The organism is Pseudooceanicola profundi (assembly GCF_050897955.1).
Taxonomy (GTDB): domain Bacteria; phylum Pseudomonadota; class Alphaproteobacteria; order Rhodobacterales; family Rhodobacteraceae; genus Pseudooceanicola.
Map to the genome: position 1 here is coordinate 675,310 of NZ_JBPAXZ010000001.1, position 21,331 is coordinate 696,640.

21 protein-coding genes are annotated in these 21,331 nt (G+C 63.2%); 7 read left to right on the forward strand and 14 right to left on the reverse strand.

What is annotated here, in order from left to right:
- Window positions 1-61: 61 nt before the first annotated feature.
- The gene (locus tag ACRARG_RS03285; protein ID WP_432688549.1) at window positions 62-1,180 is read right to left on the reverse strand and encodes a YhaZ family DNA alkylation repair protein; all 1,119 of its coding nucleotides are present in this window, start codon (window positions 1,178-1,180) and stop codon (window positions 62-64) included.
- A gap of 12 nt (window positions 1,181-1,192) precedes the next feature.
- Entirely contained in the window at window positions 1,193-1,972 is a 780-nt protein-coding gene (locus ACRARG_RS03290) for an SDR family oxidoreductase (RefSeq protein ID WP_432688550.1), read from the reverse strand.
- 177 nt (window positions 1,973-2,149) lie between these two features.
- Here ACRARG_RS03290 and ACRARG_RS03295 point away from each other — a divergent pair, with 177 nt between their 5' ends.
- The 7 genes from ACRARG_RS03295 to ACRARG_RS03325 all read left to right on the forward strand — a co-directional run bounded on the left by ACRARG_RS03295 (window position 2,150) and on the right by ACRARG_RS03325 (window position 9,390).
- Window positions 2,150-3,175: a Hint domain-containing protein gene (locus tag ACRARG_RS03295; protein WP_432688551.1), complete on the forward strand. Its 1,026-nt coding sequence runs from the start codon at window positions 2,150-2,152 to the stop codon at window positions 3,173-3,175.
- 81 nt (window positions 3,176-3,256) lie between these two features.
- Window positions 3,257-3,688, forward strand: a complete 432-nt coding sequence (locus ACRARG_RS03300) for a hypothetical protein (RefSeq protein ID WP_432688552.1) — start codon at window positions 3,257-3,259, stop codon at window positions 3,686-3,688.
- A gap of 47 nt (window positions 3,689-3,735) precedes the next feature.
- Complete coding sequence (locus ACRARG_RS03305; protein ID WP_432688553.1) at window positions 3,736-5,343, forward strand: peptide chain release factor 3; 1,608 nt, start codon at window positions 3,736-3,738, stop codon at window positions 5,341-5,343.
- Between the two features lie 42 nt (window positions 5,344-5,385).
- Window positions 5,386-6,420, forward strand: a complete 1,035-nt coding sequence (locus ACRARG_RS03310; protein WP_432688554.1) for a glycosyltransferase family 2 protein — start codon at window positions 5,386-5,388, stop codon at window positions 6,418-6,420.
- Window positions 6,420-7,364, forward strand: a complete 945-nt coding sequence (locus ACRARG_RS03315; protein ID WP_432688555.1) for a glycosyltransferase family 2 protein — start codon at window positions 6,420-6,422, stop codon at window positions 7,362-7,364. The genes ACRARG_RS03310 and ACRARG_RS03315 overlap by 1 nt, the downstream gene beginning before the upstream one ends.
- Window positions 7,365-7,512: 148 nt before the next feature.
- Entirely contained in the window at window positions 7,513-8,982 is a 1,470-nt protein-coding gene (locus ACRARG_RS03320; RefSeq protein ID WP_432688556.1) for a DEAD/DEAH box helicase, read from the forward strand.
- A gap of 57 nt (window positions 8,983-9,039) precedes the next feature.
- Window positions 9,040-9,390, forward strand: a complete 351-nt coding sequence (locus ACRARG_RS03325) for a PilZ domain-containing protein (protein ID WP_432688557.1) — start codon at window positions 9,040-9,042, stop codon at window positions 9,388-9,390.
- On the opposite strand, the gene ACRARG_RS03330 is transcribed toward ACRARG_RS03325, so the two are convergent.
- The 12 genes from ACRARG_RS03330 to nuoH form a co-directional block, all read right to left on the reverse strand.
- Complete coding sequence (locus ACRARG_RS03330) at window positions 9,371-11,044, reverse strand: ribonuclease J (protein ID WP_432688558.1); 1,674 nt, start codon at window positions 11,042-11,044, stop codon at window positions 9,371-9,373. The two genes, ACRARG_RS03325 and ACRARG_RS03330, sit on opposite strands and share 20 nt — an antisense overlap.
- Window positions 11,044-11,820 carry a type III pantothenate kinase gene (locus ACRARG_RS03335; RefSeq protein WP_432688559.1) on the reverse strand — a complete coding sequence of 259 codons (777 nt, stop codon included), beginning with the start codon at window positions 11,818-11,820 and terminating at the stop codon, window positions 11,044-11,046. Before ACRARG_RS03335 ends, ACRARG_RS03330 begins: the two co-directional genes overlap by 1 nt.
- 33 nt (window positions 11,821-11,853) lie before the next feature.
- Window positions 11,854-12,615, reverse strand: a complete 762-nt coding sequence (locus ACRARG_RS03340) for a biotin--[acetyl-CoA-carboxylase] ligase (RefSeq protein ID WP_432688560.1) — start codon at window positions 12,613-12,615, stop codon at window positions 11,854-11,856.
- 4 nt (window positions 12,616-12,619) lie between these two features.
- Window positions 12,620-14,056 carry an NADH-quinone oxidoreductase subunit NuoN gene (nuoN, locus tag ACRARG_RS03345; RefSeq protein WP_432688561.1) on the reverse strand — a complete coding sequence of 479 codons (1,437 nt, stop codon included), beginning with the start codon at window positions 14,054-14,056 and terminating at the stop codon, window positions 12,620-12,622.
- An 11-nt stretch (window positions 14,057-14,067) separates the two neighbouring features.
- Window positions 14,068-15,624, reverse strand: a complete 1,557-nt coding sequence (locus ACRARG_RS03350) for an NADH-quinone oxidoreductase subunit M (RefSeq protein ID WP_432688562.1) — start codon at window positions 15,622-15,624, stop codon at window positions 14,068-14,070.
- A complete protein-coding gene (gene nuoL / locus ACRARG_RS03355; RefSeq protein WP_432688563.1) occupies window positions 15,624-17,774 on the reverse strand; it encodes an NADH-quinone oxidoreductase subunit L in 2,151 nt (716 codons plus the stop codon). The genes ACRARG_RS03350 and nuoL overlap by 1 nt, the downstream gene beginning before the upstream one ends.
- Before the next feature lie 4 nt (window positions 17,775-17,778).
- Window positions 17,779-18,084: an NADH-quinone oxidoreductase subunit NuoK gene (gene nuoK / locus ACRARG_RS03360; RefSeq protein WP_432688564.1), complete on the reverse strand. Its 306-nt coding sequence runs from the start codon at window positions 18,082-18,084 to the stop codon at window positions 17,779-17,781.
- Between the two features lie 129 nt (window positions 18,085-18,213).
- A complete protein-coding gene (locus ACRARG_RS03365) occupies window positions 18,214-18,738 on the reverse strand; it encodes a hypothetical protein (RefSeq protein WP_432688565.1) in 525 nt (174 codons plus the stop codon).
- Window positions 18,735-19,340, reverse strand: coding sequence for an NADH-quinone oxidoreductase subunit J (locus tag ACRARG_RS03370; RefSeq protein ID WP_432688566.1), 606 nt, complete (start codon window positions 19,338-19,340; stop codon window positions 18,735-18,737). Before ACRARG_RS03370 ends, ACRARG_RS03365 begins: the two co-directional genes overlap by 4 nt.
- Entirely contained in the window at window positions 19,337-19,759 is a 423-nt protein-coding gene (locus tag ACRARG_RS03375) for a carboxymuconolactone decarboxylase family protein (protein ID WP_432688567.1), read from the reverse strand. Before ACRARG_RS03375 ends, ACRARG_RS03370 begins: the two co-directional genes overlap by 4 nt.
- 33 nt (window positions 19,760-19,792) lie before the next feature.
- On the reverse strand, window positions 19,793-20,287 hold the full coding sequence (gene nuoI, locus ACRARG_RS03380) for an NADH-quinone oxidoreductase subunit NuoI (protein ID WP_432688568.1): 495 nt from the start codon (window positions 20,285-20,287) through the stop codon (window positions 19,793-19,795).
- A gap of 7 nt (window positions 20,288-20,294) precedes the next feature.
- The gene (nuoH, locus tag ACRARG_RS03385) at window positions 20,295-21,329 is read right to left on the reverse strand and encodes an NADH-quinone oxidoreductase subunit NuoH (RefSeq protein WP_432688569.1); all 1,035 of its coding nucleotides are present in this window, start codon (window positions 21,327-21,329) and stop codon (window positions 20,295-20,297) included.
- Window positions 21,330-21,331: the final 2 nt, after the last annotated feature.

Below are 21,331 nucleotides of genomic sequence, written 5' to 3' on the forward strand. Positions count from 1 at the left end.
TCGGGCTTGGGGCGGGGTATCAGCTGACGCCACAGGCAGCAAGGGGATTGGCCCTGAACCGCTAGCCCGTCAGGTTGAAATCGGCGCTGGCGCAGATACGGCCGTTGACCTGCAATTCGACCCGGTGCGGGCCGGGATGCAGGCGGAAGGTCGTGGCATCGCCCTTGAGCGGATGCCGTTTGGCCAGTTTCAGCGCCCTGCCCGCAGAGACAGCGGTCTGTTTCAGTTTGAACACCTTCCGTCCGGGCCGGCCCGTGGGGCGATGAAAGGTCAGCACATAATCGACGATCACCGGCAGGTCTTCGGGGCTGGAGATTTCCGCCTTCACCTCAAGCACTTGCCCGATGGCGACGGTTTCCGCGGCAAGGCGCAGGCTGGCCGTGAGGGGCGCATCGGCGCGATAACCCAGCAGCGCGAGGGCGCGGGGATCGCCCGCTTTGACAAGACCGCGCAGGGCGTGGCGGGTCATCCATTCCAGCTCTGCCGGGGTTTGCCGCCCCTCGCCCTGCCAGGCGGAAAGCCGGTCGAGCACGGTATCGGGGTCGGATTTCGTGATGTCGTTCAGGTGATTGGCGACAGAGCGGGTCACAAACCGGGTGCCATCGGCATGCAGCCGGTCCAGAAGCGGCAACGGCAGGTCCGGGGCGGTCGCGATCCCCTGCCCCCAGGGCAGTTTGGGCCGCGTCCCTTCGCTGACCAGCCGGCGGACGTGGTAGCTGTCATGACCGGCCCATTGCTCCAGCCGCGCAAAGCTCTCCCCGGGCCAGCGGTTGATGAAGAACCGGATGGCATATTCCATGCTGAACCGCTGGGTCAGCGCCTCCAGCAGGTCGAGGGCGCGGTCGCGATGCTGCTCCAGCCCGCGCAGGACGGCGTAATCGCCAAGCGAGCAGAAAATGAAATCGCCAAAATCATCGTCTTTCAGAGACGGGTCCAGCGGGGGCGGCAGTGCCGCCTCGATCAGGTCGGCGGCCGCCGGGAAATGCTCTGGCAGGGCGGGAATGAGACAGTCCGCGATCCAGGCGATGCGCGCCTTGAGCTCAAGCTCCGGAAAGCGCGACAGGCACCGGGCTTCGAACTGCGGATCAAAGCCGGGATCGACCTGCCGGAAAAGGCCGGCCAGATAGCCGACCTTCTCTGCATTGAAGAGCTGGTCCTTGAGGGAATAGCCCTGCGCCATGGCGGCCTCGTCCTAGAAGGTCGAATTGAAGGAGCCACCATCGAGCAGGATATTCTGCCCCACCATGAAGGCCACATATTGCGAACACATAAAGGCGCAGGTCGCCCCGAAATCTTCGGCCGTGCCGATCCGGCCGGTCGGGCAGGCCTCGTCACGTTCCTTTGCGGCTTCCTCGTAGCTCGTTCCCGTGCGATCGGCGGTTTGCTGGATCATGGTCCGGATCCGGTCGGTGTCATGAGACCCGGGCAGCAGATTGTTGATGATCACACCATGTTTGGCGACCTGACGGGAGGTGCCGGCAACATAGCCCGTCAGCCCGGCGCGGGCCGAATTCGACAGGCCAAGCTGGGAGATCGGCGATTTGACCGAGGCGGAGGTGATATTGACCACCCTGCCCCAGCCGCGGTCGATCATGCCCGGCAGCAGCGCCTTCATCAGCGCAATGGGTGTCAGCATGTTGGAATCCAGCGCCTTGATAAAATCGGCGCGGTCCCAGTCGGACCAGAAGCCCGGGGGCGGGCCGCCTGCGTTATTCACCAGAATGTCAATCTGGCCGGCCTGTTCGAGCACCTGCGCCCGGCCCTCTTCGGAGGTGATATCGGCGGCCACGGCGGTCACGGGGACACCATATGTGTCGCGGATTTCCTGCGCCGTTGCCTCCAGCGCCTCGGCACCGCGGGCGTTCAGCACCAGCTCGACGCCGGCATCTGCCAGCGCCAGCGCACAGCCTCTGCCCAGCCCCTTGGACGATGCGCAAACCAGCGCCCGCTTGCCCGCGATACCTAAATCCATGTAATCTCTCCTCCGGGCCAAGCCCCTGTCACATCTGTTTCTTTACCGGCGGCCCCTATTTGGGACGTCAACCGCAACAATGACGGCAAATCACCCGGGACTTGCCCGCAAGCCGCCACAATCTGATCCTACACCTAGCTATGCCGCAGCCCGGCAGCCAAGGAAAGACCCGACGTTATGATCTCCGCGATCGCCAAACCCGCAGCCTCTATTCCGGTGTTCCCCGCCCGGATGATGATCTGCGTGAACGGCGCGAATGAAGGGGACGAGCTGGCCTTTGCCACGGAGCTGTCGCTGGACGACACCTACTGGTTCAGCGAAACAGCCGAATTGCAGCGGCTGGGCATCGCCTCGGAGGATCAGGGCGAGATTACCATCGACGAGGATACCGGCGTCGGCACCCCCGGCGCCAGCCTGCACCTGGACAGCTGCCTGACCTTCATGTCGCCGACCGGCGACACGACCGAGGTGCTGCTGCTGGTCGAGGTGGATATGTTCGGCGATGCGGCCTGTGTCTATCTGCTGCCGCTGGCGCCGCTGGCTGCCAGGACCGATTACACGCTGGTTGGCATCGATATCGAGGATGCCCCGCGCAAATTCGCAGAAGTTGCCTGCGTCTCCTTCACCCGGGGCACCAAGATCACGCTGGCCTCCGGGGCGCAGCGGGCCATCGAAAACCTGTCGGTCGGCGACCGGGTTCTGACCCGCGACAACGGCGTGCAGCAGGTGCGCTGGATCGGACATTCGACCGTCCGCGCCGTTGGCGAATTTGCCCCGATTGCCATCGCCAAAGGCGTATTGAACAACGACAATGACCTGATCGTCAGCCCGGATCACCGGCTGTTCATCTATCAGAGGCAGGATACGATCGGCGCCGGCCGGCGCGAGGTGCTGGTCAAGGCGCGGCATCTGGTGAACGGTACAACGATCGTACAGCAGGACGGCGGCTTTGTTGAGTATTTTCAACTACTTTTCGACCGGCACGAGATCATCTACGCGGAGGGGATCGCGGCCGAGACGCTGCTTGTGGACACCCGCACCCGTGCCGCGCTGCCGCCAGAGCTGGACGAGGTGCTTGCCCGTGCTCTGCCGCAGTCGGGGGACCGTATGTTGATCGACCTCGAAGTTCAGAAGACGCTGCTGGACAAGCCCGATGCGGCTGAGCTGCTGCGCGCGGCCTCGGGCCGGATCTCGCGCCACTGACCCCGCCCCGCATTGCGGCATCTGTCGTGTTTGACGCGGGCCCGGCCCCGCTCTAGCCTGATCGGGCAAAGGAGCGCTGCCATGCTGAAACTCACGCTTATGTCCGGTCTTGTGGCCGCGGGCCTTTCCGGGTTCGCCCATGCGCAGGTCATCGAACAATCCGAGGTGCCCGGTCCGATCGCCGCGCAGGTGGCGGAAGACGCGCGCCAGTCCGGGGCGCAGGTTGACGGGATTGGCGGCTACGAGCTTGATCTGGAAGGCGACGGGACGACGGAATGGCTGGTTCAGCCGGCGTATTGGACGGGGGGAAATTCGGTCTCTGTCAGGACGTTCCTCTTTGACGGGGCGGATACCGGGTATGCCAGCCATGTTGATCTGAATTTCTTCCGCTCGATCAAACGGGTCGAGCTGGACCGCCCGACCCTCCGGCTGGTGATCTACGAACTGCTCGACGGCGACCCGAGGTGCTGCCCGACCGGGGAAAGCACCCATAATTTCGCGATCGAGAACTGATGTGTGGGGGCGCTTGCCGTTTTCCCGGCGCCTGATATATCCGCGCCATGCTCGACACGCCTCATAACCGCCCCGCCCTGCCGCCCGAGATTGCCCGACGCCGGACATTTGCGATCATCTCGCATCCCGATGCCGGCAAGACGACTCTGACGGAAAAGTTTCTGCTGTTTGGGGGCGCGATCCAGATGGCCGGGCAGGTCCGGGCCAAGGGTGAGGCACGGCGCACGCGGTCTGACTTCATGCAGATGGAGAAGGACCGGGGCATCTCTGTCTCCGCATCGGCAATGTCTTTTGATTTCAGAACCTTCCGGTTCAATCTTGTCGACACGCCCGGCCATTCGGATTTCAGTGAGGATACTTACCGAACGCTTACTGCGGTGGACGCGGCCATCATGGTGATCGACGGTGCCAAAGGGGTGGAGAGCCAGACCCAGAAACTGTTCGAAGTCTGCCGCTTGCGGGACCTGCCGATCTTGACCTTTTGCAACAAGATGGACCGCGAAAGCCGAGATACTTTCGACATTATTGACGAAATCCAGGAAAATCTGGCGATCGACGTGACTCCGGCCTCCTGGCCGATCGGGGTCGGATCGGATTTTCTGGGATGTTACGACATGCTGCGCGACCGGCTGGAGCTGATGGACCGGGCCGACCGGAACCGGGTCGCAGAAAGCATCGAGATCCAGGGGCTCGACGATCCGCTGCTGGAAAAACACGTCCCGGCACATCTTCTTGAGAAGCTCAGGGAAGAGGTGGAAATGGCGCGGGAACTGCTGCCCGCGCTCGATCCCCAGTCCGTTCTGGAGGGGCATATGACCCCGATCTGGTTCGGCTCCGCGATCAATTCATTCGGCGTGAAAGAGCTGATGGACGGCATCGCCACCTATGGGCCGGAGCCGCAGGTGCAGAGCGCCGAGCCGCGCCAGATCGCGCCGGAAGAACCCAAGGTCGCGGGCTTTGTGTTCAAGGTGCAGGCCAATATGGACCCCAAGCATCGCGACCGCGTCGCCTTTGTGCGGATGGCGTCCGGGCATTTTGAACGCGGCATGAAACTGACCCATGTGCGGACCAAAAAGCCGATGACCATCTCCAACCCGGTGATGTTTCTGGCCGCCGACCGCGAGCTGGCCGAAGAGGCCTGGGCCGGCGATATTATCGGCATTCCCAATCACGGCCAGCTGCGCATCGGCGACACGCTGACGGAGGGCGAGGCACTGCGCGTGACCGGCATCCCCTCCTTCGCGCCGGAACTGCTTCAGTCGGTCCGTGCCGGCGACCCGATGAAAGCCAAACATCTGGAAAAAGCCCTGATGCAATTTGCCGAAGAGGGTGCGGCCAAGGTGTTCAAACCGACCTTCGGCTCAGGCTTCATTGTCGGGGTGGTCGGGGCGCTCCAGTTCGAGGTTCTGGGCAGCCGGATCGAACTGGAATATGGTCTGCCCGTCCGGTTTGACGCCTCGCAGTTTACCTCGGCCCGCTGGGTGAAGGGTGACAGGCAGGCCGTTGAAAAGTTTGCCGATGCGAACAAACAGCATATCGCCACCGACCATGATGGCGATGTCGTTTACCTGACCCGGCTACAATGGGATATCGACCGCGTGGCGCGCGATTATCCGGAGGTCACGCTGTCGGCCACCAAAGAGATGATGGTCTGACCGCGGACTTGCCCTGCCGAGGCGGTTGCCTATGCTCCGCGCATGAGCCAGATTGATCCTTCGAAAGCGCCCGGTGCCGCGGCTGCGTCCCACGAAATGCCCGTCAGGGCGATCCGGGCCGCGAGCTGGGACAACACACCCTGGCCTGTGCCGCCAGCGCGGCGCCATGACTGGAGCGTTGTGTCGACGGTGCGCGGCGACAGCCGCGATATCGCGCAATTTGTGGCCTGGCATCTGGACCTCGGCGCACGTCGCGTGACGCTCTTTCTTGACGATCCGGAGCCCGGGCAGGCAGAGGTTCTGGCCCGGCCGGAGGTCACAATCCACATCTGCGATACTGCGTTCTGGGCGCGCCGGGGGAAGCGCCCGCCGGCGCATCAGACGCGCCAGATCCGCAATGCCACCGAAGGCTGGCGCCAGGCAGAGACGGACTGGCTGCTGCATATCGACATGGACGAGTTCCTTTTGCCGCCCGCGCCCGTTACGGATTGCCTCGCCCTTGTTCCGGAGGGCTGTGCCGTCGTGCATCTGCCTCCGGTCGAGCAGTTGAGCGGCGCAGAGGGGATGTTCAAACGGACGGCCCGGGCTGCGGGACAACACAAATCAGTTCTGGAGGAGGTCTACCCCACCTTTGGTGCCTATCTTCGTGGCGGCTTCCTGTCCCATCTCGAAGGCAAGATTTTCCTGCGCGCTGGCATGGGCGTGCCACAGGCGCCGGTCCGGTTTGGGATCCATAGGGCTTTTTTTGAGGGTGCCGTCATCAGCAATAGCGTGCATCTGGCGGATCTGCCTTTAGGCCATGCCCATGCGCCGGATTGGCAGAAATTCCAGAAACACCTTTCGTTCAGACGTTCTAAGGGATCGTATCGAAACCTTGAGCAATCGGGGTTTCGCCTGGCCGAACTTCTTGATTTTCTTGACAAGAACGAAGGCGACGCTGGCATTGAGAGTTTATTCAGAGAGGTTTGCGAAGCCTCACCAGCCTTGCTGCAACGCCTCAGGGAGCGAAACATGTTGTTTACCTATGCGCTTGATCGCGCGGCGGCTCTGCAACGCTGGTATCCGGACCGGTTCTGATGGCGACATGGGGTATCGTCAGCACGATCAAGGCCGAGCTTCCTGACATATTGAATTTCGCGGCCTGGCATCTGCATCTCGGTGCGCATCGGATCTACCTGCATCTCGACGTGCCGGATGACCGCGCGATGGAGATCCTGTCGGCGCATCCCCGCATCCGTCCGGTCGTCACGGGGCCCGAATACTGGAAACGTCTGGGACGGGCGCGGCCGGCCAAACATCAGGTCCGCCAGACCGTAAATGCCAGCAGGGTCTATGCGCGGCGGGACGAGGTGGACTGGCTCGCCCATATTGATGTCGATGAATTCCTGATCCCGGACAAGCCCCTGAGCGAGACCCTCGACGCCCTGCCCCGGTCGACTCAGGTGGCACGGATGCGACCGATGGAAAATCTGGCGCCGCTGGATACATCCGGGCCGGTCGACTTCAAGCTTCTCAACATGTCTCTGCCGGAGAGACGGCGGTTGTCGACACAGGTCTGGCCGACATTCGGCCCCTATCTGAACGGCGGATTTCTGAGCCATGTGGCCGGCAAGATTTTCGTGCGGACCAGCCTTCCCGAGCCCGAATTCCGCATTCACAACTTTCGCACGGCGGGGCAGGAGAACCCCAGCCAGGTCGAGTTGCAAGAGGTTGCACTTGCCCATCTGCACTACGAAAACTGGGAAAGCTGGCTGCGCCAGTACCGGTTCCGGCATGACAAGGGGTCGTATCGCTCGGAGTTGAAGCCGGCGCAGCCGCGGGAGCGCGGCGGGATGACGCTGCACGACCTCTTTGCGCATCTGGAGCAGGAGCAGGGCGATGCCGGGCTGAAAGCCTTCTTCGACGAAGTCTGCGCCGCCACGCCTGAGCACATCGCGCGGCTGCAGGCCGCCGGGTTGCACAGGGCCCTGCATCTGCCGCTTGCCGAGGTCAGGGAAACAGTGTTTCCGGGCATCGCGTGACAGGATATCCGTGTAAAAGATTGACGAAATAGGGTTTTTCGTTTACCTCGCAAAATCGAAACAGCGCTGGCAACACCTGTCGGCCTGTCCGGGCAGGCTGCCCAGTCAGACGCGCGGGCCAAGACGTGTCCGCAAACCACGGATACGCATGACAAAATTTACCGATCTCAATCTGGACCCGAAGGTCCTGAAAGCCATTGCCGAAGCAGGCTACGAATCGCCGACGCCAATCCAGGCGGGCGCGATTCCCCCGGCGCTGGAAGGCAAGGATGTGCTGGGTATCGCCCAGACCGGCACCGGCAAAACCGCCTCCTTCACGCTGCCGATGATCACGCTGCTGGGCAAAGGCCGGGCGCGGGCGCGGATGCCGCGGAGCCTCGTGCTCTGCCCGACGCGGGAGCTGGCGGCGCAGGTGGCGGAGAATTTCGACACCTATACCAAGCATATGAAACTGACGAAGGCGCTGCTGATCGGCGGCGTGTCATTCAAGGAGCAGGATGCGCTGATCGACCGTGGCGTTGACGTGCTGATCGCGACGCCCGGCCGTCTGCTGGACCATTTTGAGCGCGGCAAGCTGCTGCTGACCGGCGTTCAGATCATGGTGGTGGACGAGGCCGACCGCATGCTCGACATGGGCTTCATCCCTGATATCGAAAAGATTTTCAGCCTGACGCCGTTTACCCGCCAGACGCTCTTCTTCTCTGCCACCATGGCGCCGGAGATTGAGCGGATCACCAATACCTTCCTGTCGGCCCCGGCCCGGATCGAGGTGGCCCGCCAGGCGACGACGTCGGAGACGATCACCCAGGGCGTGGTGATGTTCAAAGGGTCCCGCAAGGACCGCGAAGGGTCGGAAAAGCGGCGGCTGCTGCGCGACCTGATCGCGGCCGAAGGGGCGGAATGCCGGAATGCGATCATCTTCTGCAACCGCAAGACGGATGTGGATATCACCGCGAAATCGTTGCAGAAATACGGGCTGGATGCGGCGCCGATCCATGGCGATCTGGACCAGGCGCACCGGATGCGGACGCTGGACGGGTTCCGCGACGGTTCGCTGCGGTTCCTCGTGGCCTCCGACGTGGCGGCGCGCGGGCTGGATATTCCGAACGTGAGCCATGTGTTCAACTTCGACGTGCCCTCCCATGCGGAGGATTACGTGCACCGGATCGGCCGGACGGGTCGTGCCGGGCGTCTGGGCAAGGCCGTGATGATCTGCGTGCCGCGGGATGAGAAGAACCTCGCGGATATCGAACGTCTGGTGGAAAAGGAAATTCCCCGGATGGCGCTGCCTGAGGGGTTCGCCAGCGCGGCAGGGGACGACACCCCGGCCGAGGCATCCTCTGACAGCAAGCCCAGCCGGTCCCGCAGCCGCAGCCGGTCGCGCAAATCGTCTGACACGGAAGCCAAGACGGAGGAGGTCACGGTTGAGACCTCTGCCGAGGCGGCAGCCCCCGCAGAGGCGCCGCGTGATAATGCTAAGAACGAGCGGTCTTCTGAGCGTTCCTCGCGTGGACGTGGCCGCGACCGCGATCGTCGCGACGACAACAAGGTTGTCGGCATGGGCGATCACATGCCCAGCTTCATCGCGCTGAGTTTTGACGAGCGCCGCGCGGGCTGATCTTCAGCTTTTCGAAATGGTTTTCCTGCATGCTCCCCCCATCAGAGGGGCGGGGCGATGCAGGGGCATTTTCTGACCGGGGACAACCGGCGTCAGTTTGAACGTTTTGACGTGAGCCTGGAGGGGGAGGCGCATTTCACCTCTGGCCAGACCTCCGTCAAGATTGTCGATCTGTCGCTGGGCGGTGCGGGGTTGATCCTGCCCCTCCCCCTGCCCGCCTATGGGGCGGAGCTGGAGGCGCTGCGGCTGCCGGGCGTGGCGTTTCTGAAATGCCGGCGCCGCTGGTCACGGGACCGTCAGGTCGGGGTGGAATTCCGCGATCAGCCACAGGCGGCCGCGGCGCTCCGTCCCCTTCTGGCGACGCTGGCCGATCAGGCCGATCAGGCCGTCAGGCGGACAGCCGGCTGACGACTACGGTCACTTCGGGTTTCTTGCCGATCTCGTCCTGGGCAGACTGGCGGACAACCCGGCGCAGGGCTTCCTCGATCTTGTCATCGTCGGACAGGGTCGCCTGCCCGGCCCGGTTGAGGAATTGCGACAGGTCTTCCTCCAGCACCTCCTGCAGCGGCGCGCGGGAGCGGCCGGTTTCCGGCAGGCCCATGACATCACACCAGGGATCGCCCAGCGGCTCGTCCTCTTCATCCATGACCACGGTCACGGTGACATGGCCGTTCAGCGCCATGCGGATCCGATCCCGCACGATGCCGTCCAGCGCGCCGATCTGGACGGAGCCATCCAGGTAAGTCCTTCCGGTTTCGACATATTCCACGATCTCCGGTGCATTTCCGGAGAGCGAGACCATGGTGCCGTTGACGGCCAGAACACCCTTGCGACGGTTCTCTTCCGCCAGCTTGGTATGTTCGCGCAGGTGCCGGTGTTCGCCGTGCATCGGGATGACGATCTGGGGGTTCACCACCTCATGCAGGCGCAGCAGGTCGGGGCGGTTGGCGTGGCCCGAGACGTGGTAGAGGCCCGACGTATCGTCGACCACATCCACGCCCATCTCCGAGAAGGAGTTGATGATGTGGATGACGCCCTTTTCATTGCCCGGAATGGTTTTCGACGAGAAGAGGAAGGTATCGCCCTCCTTCATCGTCAGCCCCATATGCTTGCCCCGCGCCAACTGGGCAGAGGCCGCGCGCCGTTCGCCCTGCGACCCGGTGACGATCAGCATGAGGTTTTCGCGCGGGATGTCCTTGGCGTCTTCGGGGCTGATAACACTGGGGAAATCGGACAGGACGCCGGTCTTGATCGCGGCCTCGATCATGCGGCGCATGGCGCGGCCCAACAGGCAGACCGACCGGCCCGCAGCCACACCCGCATCGGCCAGGGTTTTGACCCGCGCGACGTTCGACGCAAAGGTCGTGGCGACGAACATGCCGGAGGAACGCGCGACAAGCTTGGTGATCTCCGGCCCGACGGAGGCCTCTGACCGGCCTTCGTGATGGGAAAACACATTGGTGGAATCGCAGATCAGGGCGCGCACGCCGGGGGCTGCGACCTCCCGCCAGAGGTCCTCGTCAAATGCTTCGCCAACCAGCGGGGTCACGTCGAGCTTGAAGTCGCCGGTATGGATTACTCGGCCCTCGGGGCTGTCGATGACCAGCGCGGAGCTTTCGGGAATGGAATGCGAAATCGGCAGGAAGCCGACGCGGAAAGGCCCGGCCGTGACCTGTTCGGCCCAGGGGGAGACGACCGAGACGGCGCTGTCCCCGACCCCGTATTCGGCGATCTTCTGGCGGGCGAGGTTGCCGGTGAAAGCGCGGGCGTAGATCTTGGGCGCGCCCAGCCGTTCATAAAGGTGCCCAACCGCGCCGATATGATCCTCATGCGCATGGGTGATGAAGACCGCTTCCAGCCGGTCGCGGCGTTCCTCCAGCCAGGTGATATCGGCAAAGATCAGGTCAACGCCCGGCGTCGTGTCCATGTCCGGAAAGGCCACGCCGATGTCGACAAGGATCAGCCTTTCCTCTCCCGGCTTGCCGTAGCCATAGACATAGGCGTTCATGCCGATTTCCCCGGCACCGCCGAGGGGCAGATAGATAAGGCGGTCCGTGGTCATCAGTTACCCTGTTCTTTGTTATAGTCGTAGATGATCCGCAGCCCGTGAATGGTCAGATCCTCGTCGAAATGATCGTAGAGGGTATCGCCCTGACCGAAGAGCGGCGCAAGGCCTCCGGTCGAAATAACCCGCATCGGTTTGTCATACTCGCCTTTGATCCTTTCGCATATGCCCCGGACAAGGCCGACATAGCCCCAGAAGACGCCCGACTGCATACAGGCGACGGTATTTGTACCGATCACCCGTTGAGGTTTCGTGACATCCACATGCGGCAGGGCGGCGGCCATGTCATGCAGCGCCTGGAGAGAGAGGTTGACGCCGGGCGCGATCACGCCGCCGACATAGGCGCCATCGTCGGAAACGACGTCAAAGGTGGTGGCGGTGCCGAAATCGACGACGATGCAGTCACCGCCGTAACGCTCATAGGCGGCGGCGGAGTTGACCAGTCGGTCGGGGCCCACGACCGTGCCCTCATCCACACGCGGCGGGATCGGCAGCAGGCATTCGGGCTTGCCCACGACATAGGGACGGCAGTTGAAATAGCGGTCCGACAGGACACGCAGGTTGAACACCACGCGCGGCACGGTGGAGGAGATGATCACCGCGTCGATATCCATCGGGATGTTGTGATGGTTCAGCAGCGTGGAGATCCAGACGTAATACTGGTCCGCCGTGCGCTGATGTTCGGTCGAGGTGCGCAGGGTGCAGAGGAACTTGTCCCCGTCCCAGATCGCAAACACGGTGTTGGTATTGCCACAGTCGATGGCGAGAAGCATGTCGACCCTCCCTAATGTCGTCCCCTTGGGGTGTCAGAAATAGATGTCGGCGGCGGCCACGGTCTGGCGGCCCTGATCGGTGGTGAGGATCAGCTGGCCCTGATCGTCGATGGTTTCGAACCGGCCGGTGGTCTCTGCCTGACCGGTGCGGGCGGTGATCTCCTGCCCCAGAAAGGCCGCGTCTTTCAGCCATTCGGTGCGGATGGGCGCGAAGCCGTAGGTCGTCAGCTGCGTTTCGTAACGGGCGAAGGCGGGGGCGAGGAGGTCCAGGAACTCCTCCGGCGTGACGCGCGCGCCGGTCTCGGCCAGGAGGGAGACGGGGCGCAGGGCGCGCGCCTCGACTTCGGAGGCATCGGGCGCGCCCGCGAGGTTGACGCCGATCCCGATGGAGACACCGGCGACGCGGCCCCCGGATTGCAAGGTTTCAAGCAGGATGCCCGCCATCTTGCCACCGTTCAGCAGCACGTCATTGGGCCATTTGAGGCTCAGCCCCTCGGCCCGGCCGGTGGCCATGGCGGTGGCGTCCCGCAGGGCCAGCGCGGCAGTGAAGCTGCGCAAAGCAATCCGGTCGGGCGTATCGGAAAGCGGCAGGACGAGATTGGCGGCGAAATTGCCCGGCGGCATGGCCCAGGCCCGGCCCCGCCGCCCGCGCGCGGCGGTCTGATGCAGGGCGAGGATCCAGATGGGCTGCGTCACGCCGGCGGCGAAGCGGCGCTGCGCCTCGCTCAGGGTGCTGTCCACGGCGTCGAGGACGATGCGGTCATGGCCCGGAGGCCATGACGGAAAGGCGGTCATCGCGTCAGTTCACCAGCGATGCGGCGGCGGCCTGCGCCATGCCGTCAACGCCGAAGAGGTTGACCACGCCGAGGATCATCACGGCGGCGGAGCCCATGAGCAGCGCCCAGAGCACCGGGGATTTCGCGCTGTCGACCTGTGCGCCTTCGGAGCCGAAGTACATGAAGAAGACGATACGCAGGTAGTAATAGGCGCCAATGGCCGAAGCGATGGCCGAAAGCGTCACCAGCCAGACGAGGTCTGCCGCGATGCCCGCCTGCCAGACGCCCAGCTTGGCGAAGAAGCCCAGCATCGGCGGCACCCCCGCGAGGGAGAAGAGCAGGATCAGCATGGCCAGCGCCCGGCCCGGTTCCGCCTTGGCATAGAGGTTGAGGGAGGCGATATCGGTGACCGGCTCCCCGTCGCGCTGCATCGACAGGATGAAGGCGAAGGTGCCGACGTTCATCGTCACGTAGATCGCCATGTAGGTCAGCATGGCGGAGATGCCCTGCTCCGTCCCGGCGGCGAGGCCGATCAGCGCGTAGCCCATATGGGCAATCGAGGAGTATGCCATCAGGCGCTTGATATTGGTCTGGCCGATGGCGGCGATCCCGCCGAGGAACATCGAGAGCACCGCGATGAAGGCGACGATCTGCTGCCAGTCGCCGACGACGCCGCCGAAGGCATCCATCATGACCCGGGCGAACAGGCCCATGGCGGCGACCTTGGGGGCGGTGGCAAAGAAAGCGGTGATCGGGGTCGGCGCACCTTCGTAGACGTCCGGCGTCCACATGTGGAAGGGCACGGCAGAGACCTTGAAGGACAGGCCCGCCAGCATGAAGACCACACCGAAGAGCAGGCCCAGCGGCGCATGGCCCTCGCCCGCCGCGGCGATGATGCCCGAAAAGAGCGTGGTGCCGGAGAAGCCGTAGACCAGCGAAGCCCCGTAGAGCAGCATGCCCGAGGACAGCGCGCCCAGCACGAAATACTTAAGGCCCGCTTCGGTGGAGCGTACGGAGTCACGCCGCAGGGAGGCCACGACATAAAGCGCCAGCGATTGCAGTTCGAGCCCCATGTAGAGCGTCATCAGATCACCGGCAGAGACCATGGTCATCATGCCGACCGCCGAAAGCGCCACCAGCACCGGGTATTCAAACCGCAGGATGCCGCGCCGCTCCATATATTCCTGCCCCATGATCAGCACGAGGGCGGCGGAGAAGAGGATCGTCACCTTGGCAAAGCGGGCAAAGGCATCGTCGACGAACATGCCGCCGAAGGCCGGGTTGGTCCCCTCCCCCGTCAGCGCGATCCAGAGGCCCAGCAGCGCCATGACGATGGCGGTCAGCCAGGTCAGCGCCGGGGCGAGCTTGTCCTTGGCCGTGTAGACCGCCGCGAGCAGCGCCAGCATGGCAAAGAGCGCGAGGAGGATCTCGGGCAGGATGGTGTTCAGATCAGCCGACATTCAGCTCTCCCTCAGTGCGAGGCCGCGGAGGCCGTCTGCGTCTCGCCCAGGCGATCCGCGGCGGCCAGCGCCGTATTGTGGTCGGAAATCAGCGCCTCGACAGAGGGGCCGGTGATATCGGTGACGAGGCTGGGATAGACGCCCAGCCAGATGGTCATGATGACGAGCGGGGCGAAGATCCACTTCTCCCGCGCGGTCATGTCCTTGATCGTCTTCAGGCTCTCCTTGATCAGGTCGCCCATGACGACCCGGCGGTAGAGGTAAAGCCCGTAGCAGGCGGAGAAGATCACGCCGGAGGTCGCGACCAGCGCCACCCAGGTGTTGACCTGGAAGATGCCCATCAGGGTCAGGAATTCGCCGATGAAGCCGGAGGTGCCCGGCAGGCCGACGTTTGCCATGGTGAAGAGCATGAAGAGCATCGCGTAGACCGGCATCCGGTTCACCAGCCCGCCATAGGCGTCGATGTCGCGGGTATGCATGCGGTCGTAGATCACCCCAACGCAGAGGAAGAGCGCGCCGGAGATGAACCCGTGGGAGATCATCTGGAAGATCGCGCCGTCCACGCCCTGCTGGTTCATCGCGAAGATGCCCATGGTCACGTAGCCCATATGGGCGACCGACGAATAGGCGATGAGCTTCTTCATGTCTTCCTGCACCAGCGCGACGAGCGAGGTGTAGACGATGGCAATGGCCGACATCCAGAAGACCAGCGGCGTCAGCACATCCGCGCCCACCGGGAACATCGGCAGCGAAAAGCGGAGGAAGCCGTAGCCACCCATCTTGAGCAGGATCGCCGCCAGCACGACCGACCCCGCCGTGGGGGCCTGCACGTGGGCATCCGGCAGCCAGGTATGCACCGGCCACATCGGCATCTTCACCGCGAAGGAGGCGAAGAAGGCCAGGAACATCAGCGTCTGCATGCCGCCGACGATGGGCATGCCGAAGATGCTGAGCGTCTCTGACGAGAAGTCATGCGTCAGCAGCGTCGGGATATCCATGGTGCCCGCGTCGGCATACATGGCGACGATGGCCACCAGCATCAGCAGGGAGCCGAAGAAGGTGTAGAGGAAGAATTTGAACGAGGCGTAAATTCGGTTGGCCCCGCCCCAGATGCCGATGATCAGGAACATCGGGATCAGCCCGGCCTCGAAAAAGAGGTAGAAGAGCACGAGGTCCAGCGCCATGAAAACGCCGAGCATCAGCGTCTCCAGCATCAGGAAGGCGATCATGTATTCCTTGACCCGCGTCTCCACGTTCCAGGACGCCGCGATGGTCAGCGGCATCATGAAGGTGGTCAGCAGGACGAAGAGGACGGAGATGCCGTCGACGCCCATCTTGTACTTCAGGCCCATGAGCCACTCACGCTCCTCCACGAACTGGAAGCCCGTGTCGGAGGCGTCGAAGCCCGCCAGGATGAAAAGCGAGACGAGGAAGGTGATCGTGGTCGCGATCAGCGCCACCCATTTGGCATTGCGCTGGCCGGCCGCGTCCTCTCCTCTCAGGAAGATGGCGAGGATCAGGGCTGCAATCGCCGGAAGGAAGGTGACGATCGAGAGAAGGTTGCTCATTATTCCGCCCCTCCGAGCATCGTCATCCAGGTCACGAAGACCGCGATGCCGATGACCATGGCAAATGCATAGGTGAAGATGTAGCCGCTCTGCGCCCGGCCCGCGAGCCGGGTGAAGAAGGGGATGATCCCCATGGCGAGGCCGTTGATGCCGCCGTCGATCGTGCCGGTATCGCCACGCTTCCACAGGGTCTTGCCGATCCAGAAGGCGGGTTTGACGAAGATGAAATTGTAGAGCTCGTCAAAGTACCACTTGTTCAGCAGGAAGAGGTAGAGCGGCTGGAAGGCCTGGGCCGTCTGGGCGGGCATGGCCGGGTTCAGGATGTAGAACCACAGCGCGATGACAAACCCGATGGTCATGGCGATGAAGGGGCTGATCTTGACCCAGACCGGGGCGTGGTGCGCCTCGTCCATGACGTGGTTTTCGGGGGCCATGAAGATCGCGCCCTGCGGGGCCATGCCAGCATGATCCGCGCCATGCGCCTCACCATGCCCCTCGGCCGGGGCTTCGGTGGCGTGGGTTTCTTCGGTGCCATGGGCTTCTTCGGTCGTGCCATGGGCCGCGGCGGTCTCTGCGGCCTCTTCGGCATGGCCTTCCTCTGCGGTGGCCTCGTGATGGGCCGGGATGCCGAAGAAGGCGTTGACCTTGTTATGGTCGCCGAAGAAGGAGCCGTACCACAGCATGCCGGAGAAGATCGCGCCAAGCGCCAGCACACCCAGCGGGATCAGCATGACGGTGGGGCTTTCATGGGCATGGTCATGGGCGTGTTTGTCGCCGCGCGGCGTGCCGTAGAAGGTCAGGAAGATCAGCCGCCAGGAGTAGAAGGAGGTGAAAAGCGCCGCGATCACCAGCATCCAGAAGGCATAGCCGCCCATGGTGCCCGCGTAAGCGCTTTCGATGATCGCATCCTTGGACAGGAACCCGGCAAAGCCGATATGGGTCAGCGGAATGCCAACGCCGGTGATGGCCAGCGTGCCGATCATCATCGCCCAGAAGGTCAGCGGGATCTTCTTCCGCAACCCGCCATAGTTCCGCATGTCCTGTTCGTGGTGCATCGCATGGATGACGGAGCCTGCCCCGAGGAAAAGCATCGCCTTGAAGAAGGCGTGCGTGAAGAGGTGGAACATGGCCGCCGAATAGACGCCGACGCCGGCCGCCACGAACATATAGCCCAGCTGCGAACAGGTCGAATAGGCGATCACGCGCTTGATGTCGTTCTGAACGAGGCCGACGGTCGCGGCGAAGAAGGCGGTGGAGGCGCCGAGGAAGGTCACGATCGACATGGCGTCGGGCGCATATTCCATCAGCGGCGACATGCGGCAGACGAGGAAGACACCCGCCGTCACCATGGTTGCGGCGTGGATCAGGGCCGACACCGGGGTCGGGCCTTCCATAGCGTCCGGCAGCCAGGTGTGCAGCAGCAGCTGCGCCGATTTGCCCATGGCCCCGACAAAGAGCAGCAGCGCCAGAATTTCGGTCGCGTCAAAGGACCAGCTGAGGAAATGCAGGTTCAGCCCGGCAAGGCGCGACGCATCGGCAAAGATGTCGTCCAGCATGATGCTGTCGGTCATGTAGTAAAGGCCAAAGATGCCAAGCGCGAAGCCGAAATCGCCGACCCGGTTGACCACGAAGGCCTTCATCGCCGCCGCATTGGCCGAGGGCTTGCGGTAGTAGAAGCCGATCAGCAGGTAGGAGGCGACACCCACACCTTCCCAGCCGAAGAACATCTGGACGAGGTTGTCGGAGGTGACCAGCATGAGCATGGCGAAGGTGAAGAAGGACAGGTAGGCGAAGAAGCGCGCGCGATAGCTCTCCTCCCCCTCTTTGAAATTCTCGTCATGCGCCATGTAGCCGAAGCTATAGAGGTGGACGAGCGCCGAGACCGTGGTGACGACGATCAGCATGATGGAGGTCAGACGGTCGAGCCGGATGCCCCAGGAGGTGCTGAGCGTGCCGCTTTCGATCCAGCGCAGCAGCTCGATATGCTGGGTTTCCGCCGGGGTGGAGAAGAAGGTCACCCACGACAGGAAGCAGGCCAGGAACAGCAGGCCCGTGGTGATCCACTGGGCGCCCCGGATCGACACGATCCGCCAGCCAAAGCCCGCGATGATGGCGCCGAGGAGCGGTCCGAAGAGAATGATCTGCAGCATCGGCTCAGCCTTTCATCACGTTGACGTCTTCGACCGCGATCGTGCCGCGGTTGCGGAAGAAGCAGACGAGGATCGCGAGGCCGATGGCGGCCTCTGCCGCGGCAACCGTCAGCACGAAGAGGGTGAAGACCTGCCCCGCCAGATCGCCCAGGAAGGCCGAGAAGGCGACGAGGTTGATGTTCACCGCCAGCAGCATCAGTTCGATGCTCATCAGCAGGATGATCACGTTCTTCCGGTTGAGGAAGAGCCCGAAGATGCCGATGACGAAGAGCGCGGCGGCCACCGTCAGGTAATGTTCGATCCCAATCATGCCTTCACCTTTATTCTTGCAGTCCGGAGGCGCCACAATCTGAGCGCCCCGTAGCCGACAACAGCCTTGACGCCCCAGAGCACTGCGAAAGTGCCCAGGCTGACAGAACCGATATGCGTCTGCACGGTTTCAATGATCCACATCGGTCCGTTCTTCAAAGGGCGTCAGCTCCGCCGGGCGCAGCCCGGGGAACATCGCGTTACAGCCACAGGTCTCCGCGGTTTCGCGGAATTCCATTGCGCCGGGATAGAGCGCCTTCACCGCATTGCGGACATCCGCAAAGGTGGGCGCCTTGCCGGCCTTGAGTTTGGGGCGGAGGAATTCGGTCGCCGCCAGCGCCGGGGCGGCATAATCGCCGCGCTGGTCCGGGGCGGCCATGAACCGCCCGCTGGCGCAATGAACAATGCGAATTCCGTCAAAGCCTTCCAGTTTCTTCATGGGTGCCCGCACCGGCGGCACGTCGTTCCGCCCGCGCCAGTCGCGCGCATCCATGTAATCTTCCACCATGATGCCAGAGGCCATGTCGTCGCCCAGCGTATTGCTCAGGATGATCTCCATGCCCGACTCGGCCGTCTGGTGGCAGAGCGGTGGCAATTCCAGCCCGAAGGCGGGACCGGCCAGCAGGACCATGGGAAGGGCGACGCGTGTTCTCACAGACCCTGCCCCGGCTTGACGTCTTTGAGTTCCATCGACTTGGCCGGGTCGCGCCACATCTGGGCCAGCACGTTCTGGCGCTTGACGTCGTCGCGATGGCGCAGGGTCAGGACGATAGCGCCGATCATGGCGACCAGCAGCACGAGGCCCGCCAGCTGGAACAGCAGGAAATACTGTTCATAGATCAGCAGACCGAGGCCCTGAGTATTCTGCCCCTCCGGTGCGATGGCGAGGCGGTTCGCCTCTGCCATATCCGACGCCTGCCAGGAGCCATAGGCCAGGCCGAACTGCATCAGCAGGATCACCCCGATCAGCAGCGCCAGCGGCATGTATTTCGCCATCTCCGCCTTGAGCGCGGCAAAATCGACGTCCAGCATCATGACCACGAAGAGGAAGAGCACGGCCACCGCGCCCACGTAGACGATGATCAGCAGCATGGCGACGAATTCCGCCCCCAGCAGGACAAACAGCCCGGCGGAGGAGAGGAAGGCCAGGATCAGCCAGAGCACCGAATGCACCGGGTTCCGGCTGACAACGGTGAAAAGCCCGCCGATCAGTGTCGACAGGGCGAACAGGTAGAACGCCAGTGCTGCGAAGGTCATTCTTCTTCCTCATCGGTCTGCGCGGCCTCGTGATCCTTGATCACGTCATTCGCGATTTCGCCTGCCTTGGTCATGGCGGGCAGCCCGGCGAACATCGACATCTGGGCGATGCATTCACCGATTTCCTGTTTCGTCGCGCCCAGTTCCAGCAGGTGGCGGACGGTCATGCGGATCTGCGCCTCGGCCTGCGCGCCCTGCATCGTCAGACCCGCCAGCGTCAGGTAGAGCCGCGTCTTGGCATCCAGCCCGCCGGTGTTGAACGCATTGCCAAAGGCCATTTCCATCCATTCCTTGGGCATGGTCGGCCAGAGGCTGTCGAACCCCTTGGGCGTGAATGTCTCCAGCGCCGGGTTCATGGCTTTCACCATCTCCTGGGCCTGGGACATCATCAGCTCGAACGGGGTTTTGGCGTCAGACATAGGCCCCTCCGGCACGGTTATGCGGGGTACGGATCATCGGTAGGGCGCGTCGATCTCTAGGTTGCGGGCGATCTCGGCCTCCCAGCGTTCGCCATTGGCGAGCAGCTTGGCCTTGTCGTAGAAGAGTTCCTCGCGGGTTTCGGTCGCGAATTCGAAGTTCGGGCCTTCGACGATGGCGTCCACCGGGCAGGCTTCCTGACAGAAGCCGCAGTAGATGCATTTCGTCATGTCGATGTCGTAGCGCGTGGTCCGGCGGGAGCCGTCCTCCCGCGGTTCGGCGTCGATTGTGATGGCCTGGGCCGGGCAGATCGCTTCGCAGAGCTTGCAGGCGATGCAGCGCTCTTCCCCGTTGGGATAGCGGCGCAGCGCGTGTTCGCCACGGAAGCGGGGCGACAGCGGCCCCTTCTCATGCGGGTAGTTCAGCGTGCCTTTGGGTTTGAAGAAGTACTTCAGCCCCATCTTGAACCCCTGCCAGACGTCCATCAGCAGGAAGTATTTGGCGGCGCGGGTATAGTCGATCTGGGTCATGTTAACCTCACATCATCCAGCGGGCATAGGCGCCGCCGAAGAGTTCGAATTTGGCGAGGAAGGCGACGATCACCACCCAGACAAGCGACATGGGCAGGAAGACCTTCCAGCCGATGCGCATCAGCTGGTCGTAGCGGTAGCGCGGCACCACTGCCTTCACGAGGGCGAAGATGAAGAAGACCGCGAGCATCTTGAGCAGGAACCACAGGATGCCGTCCGGCAGGCCCGGGATCGGCGAGAGCCAGCCGCCGAAGAAGAGCAGCGACACCAGCGCACACATCAGCACGATGGCGAAATATTCGCCAATCATGAAGAGCAGGAAGGGCGTGGAAGAATATTCCACCTGATAGCCCGCCACCAGTTCCGATTCCGCCTCCGGTAGGTCGAAGGGCGGGCGGTTCGTCTCGGCCAGCGCCGAAATGATGAAGAGGAACAGCATCGGGAAATGCGGCAGCCAGTACCAGGAGAAGAGGCCAAAGCGCCCGTCCTGTGCGGCCACGATATCGCCGAAGTTCATAGAGCCGGTGGAGATGATCACGCCGATGATGATCAGACCCAGCGACACCTCGTAGGAGATCATCTGCGCGGCGGAGCGGAGCGATCCGAGGAAGGGGTATTTGGAGTTCGACGCCCAGCCGCCCATGATCACGCCGTAGACCTCAAGCGAGGAGACGGCGAAGACATAGAGGATGGCCACGTTGATATCCGACACGACCCAGCCCGGGTTGAACGGGATCACGGCCCAGGCGATCAGCGCCAGGGTGAAGGACAGCATCGGTGCCAGGAAGAAGACGAACTTGTCGGCGCCGGCGGGCACGATCACCTCTTTGGTGATGTATTTGCCGAAATCCGCGAAGGACTGCAGCAGGCCAAAGGCGCCCACAACGTTCGGCCCCTTGCGCAGCTGCACCGCAGCCCAGATTTTCCGGTCCGCATAAAGCAGGAAGGCCAGTGCGATCAGCAGCGGCACCACCAGCAGCAGGACCTGACCGAGGGTCAGGAGCAGGATGCCCAGGGGGTGCGTGGTAAAGAAATCAGCCATAG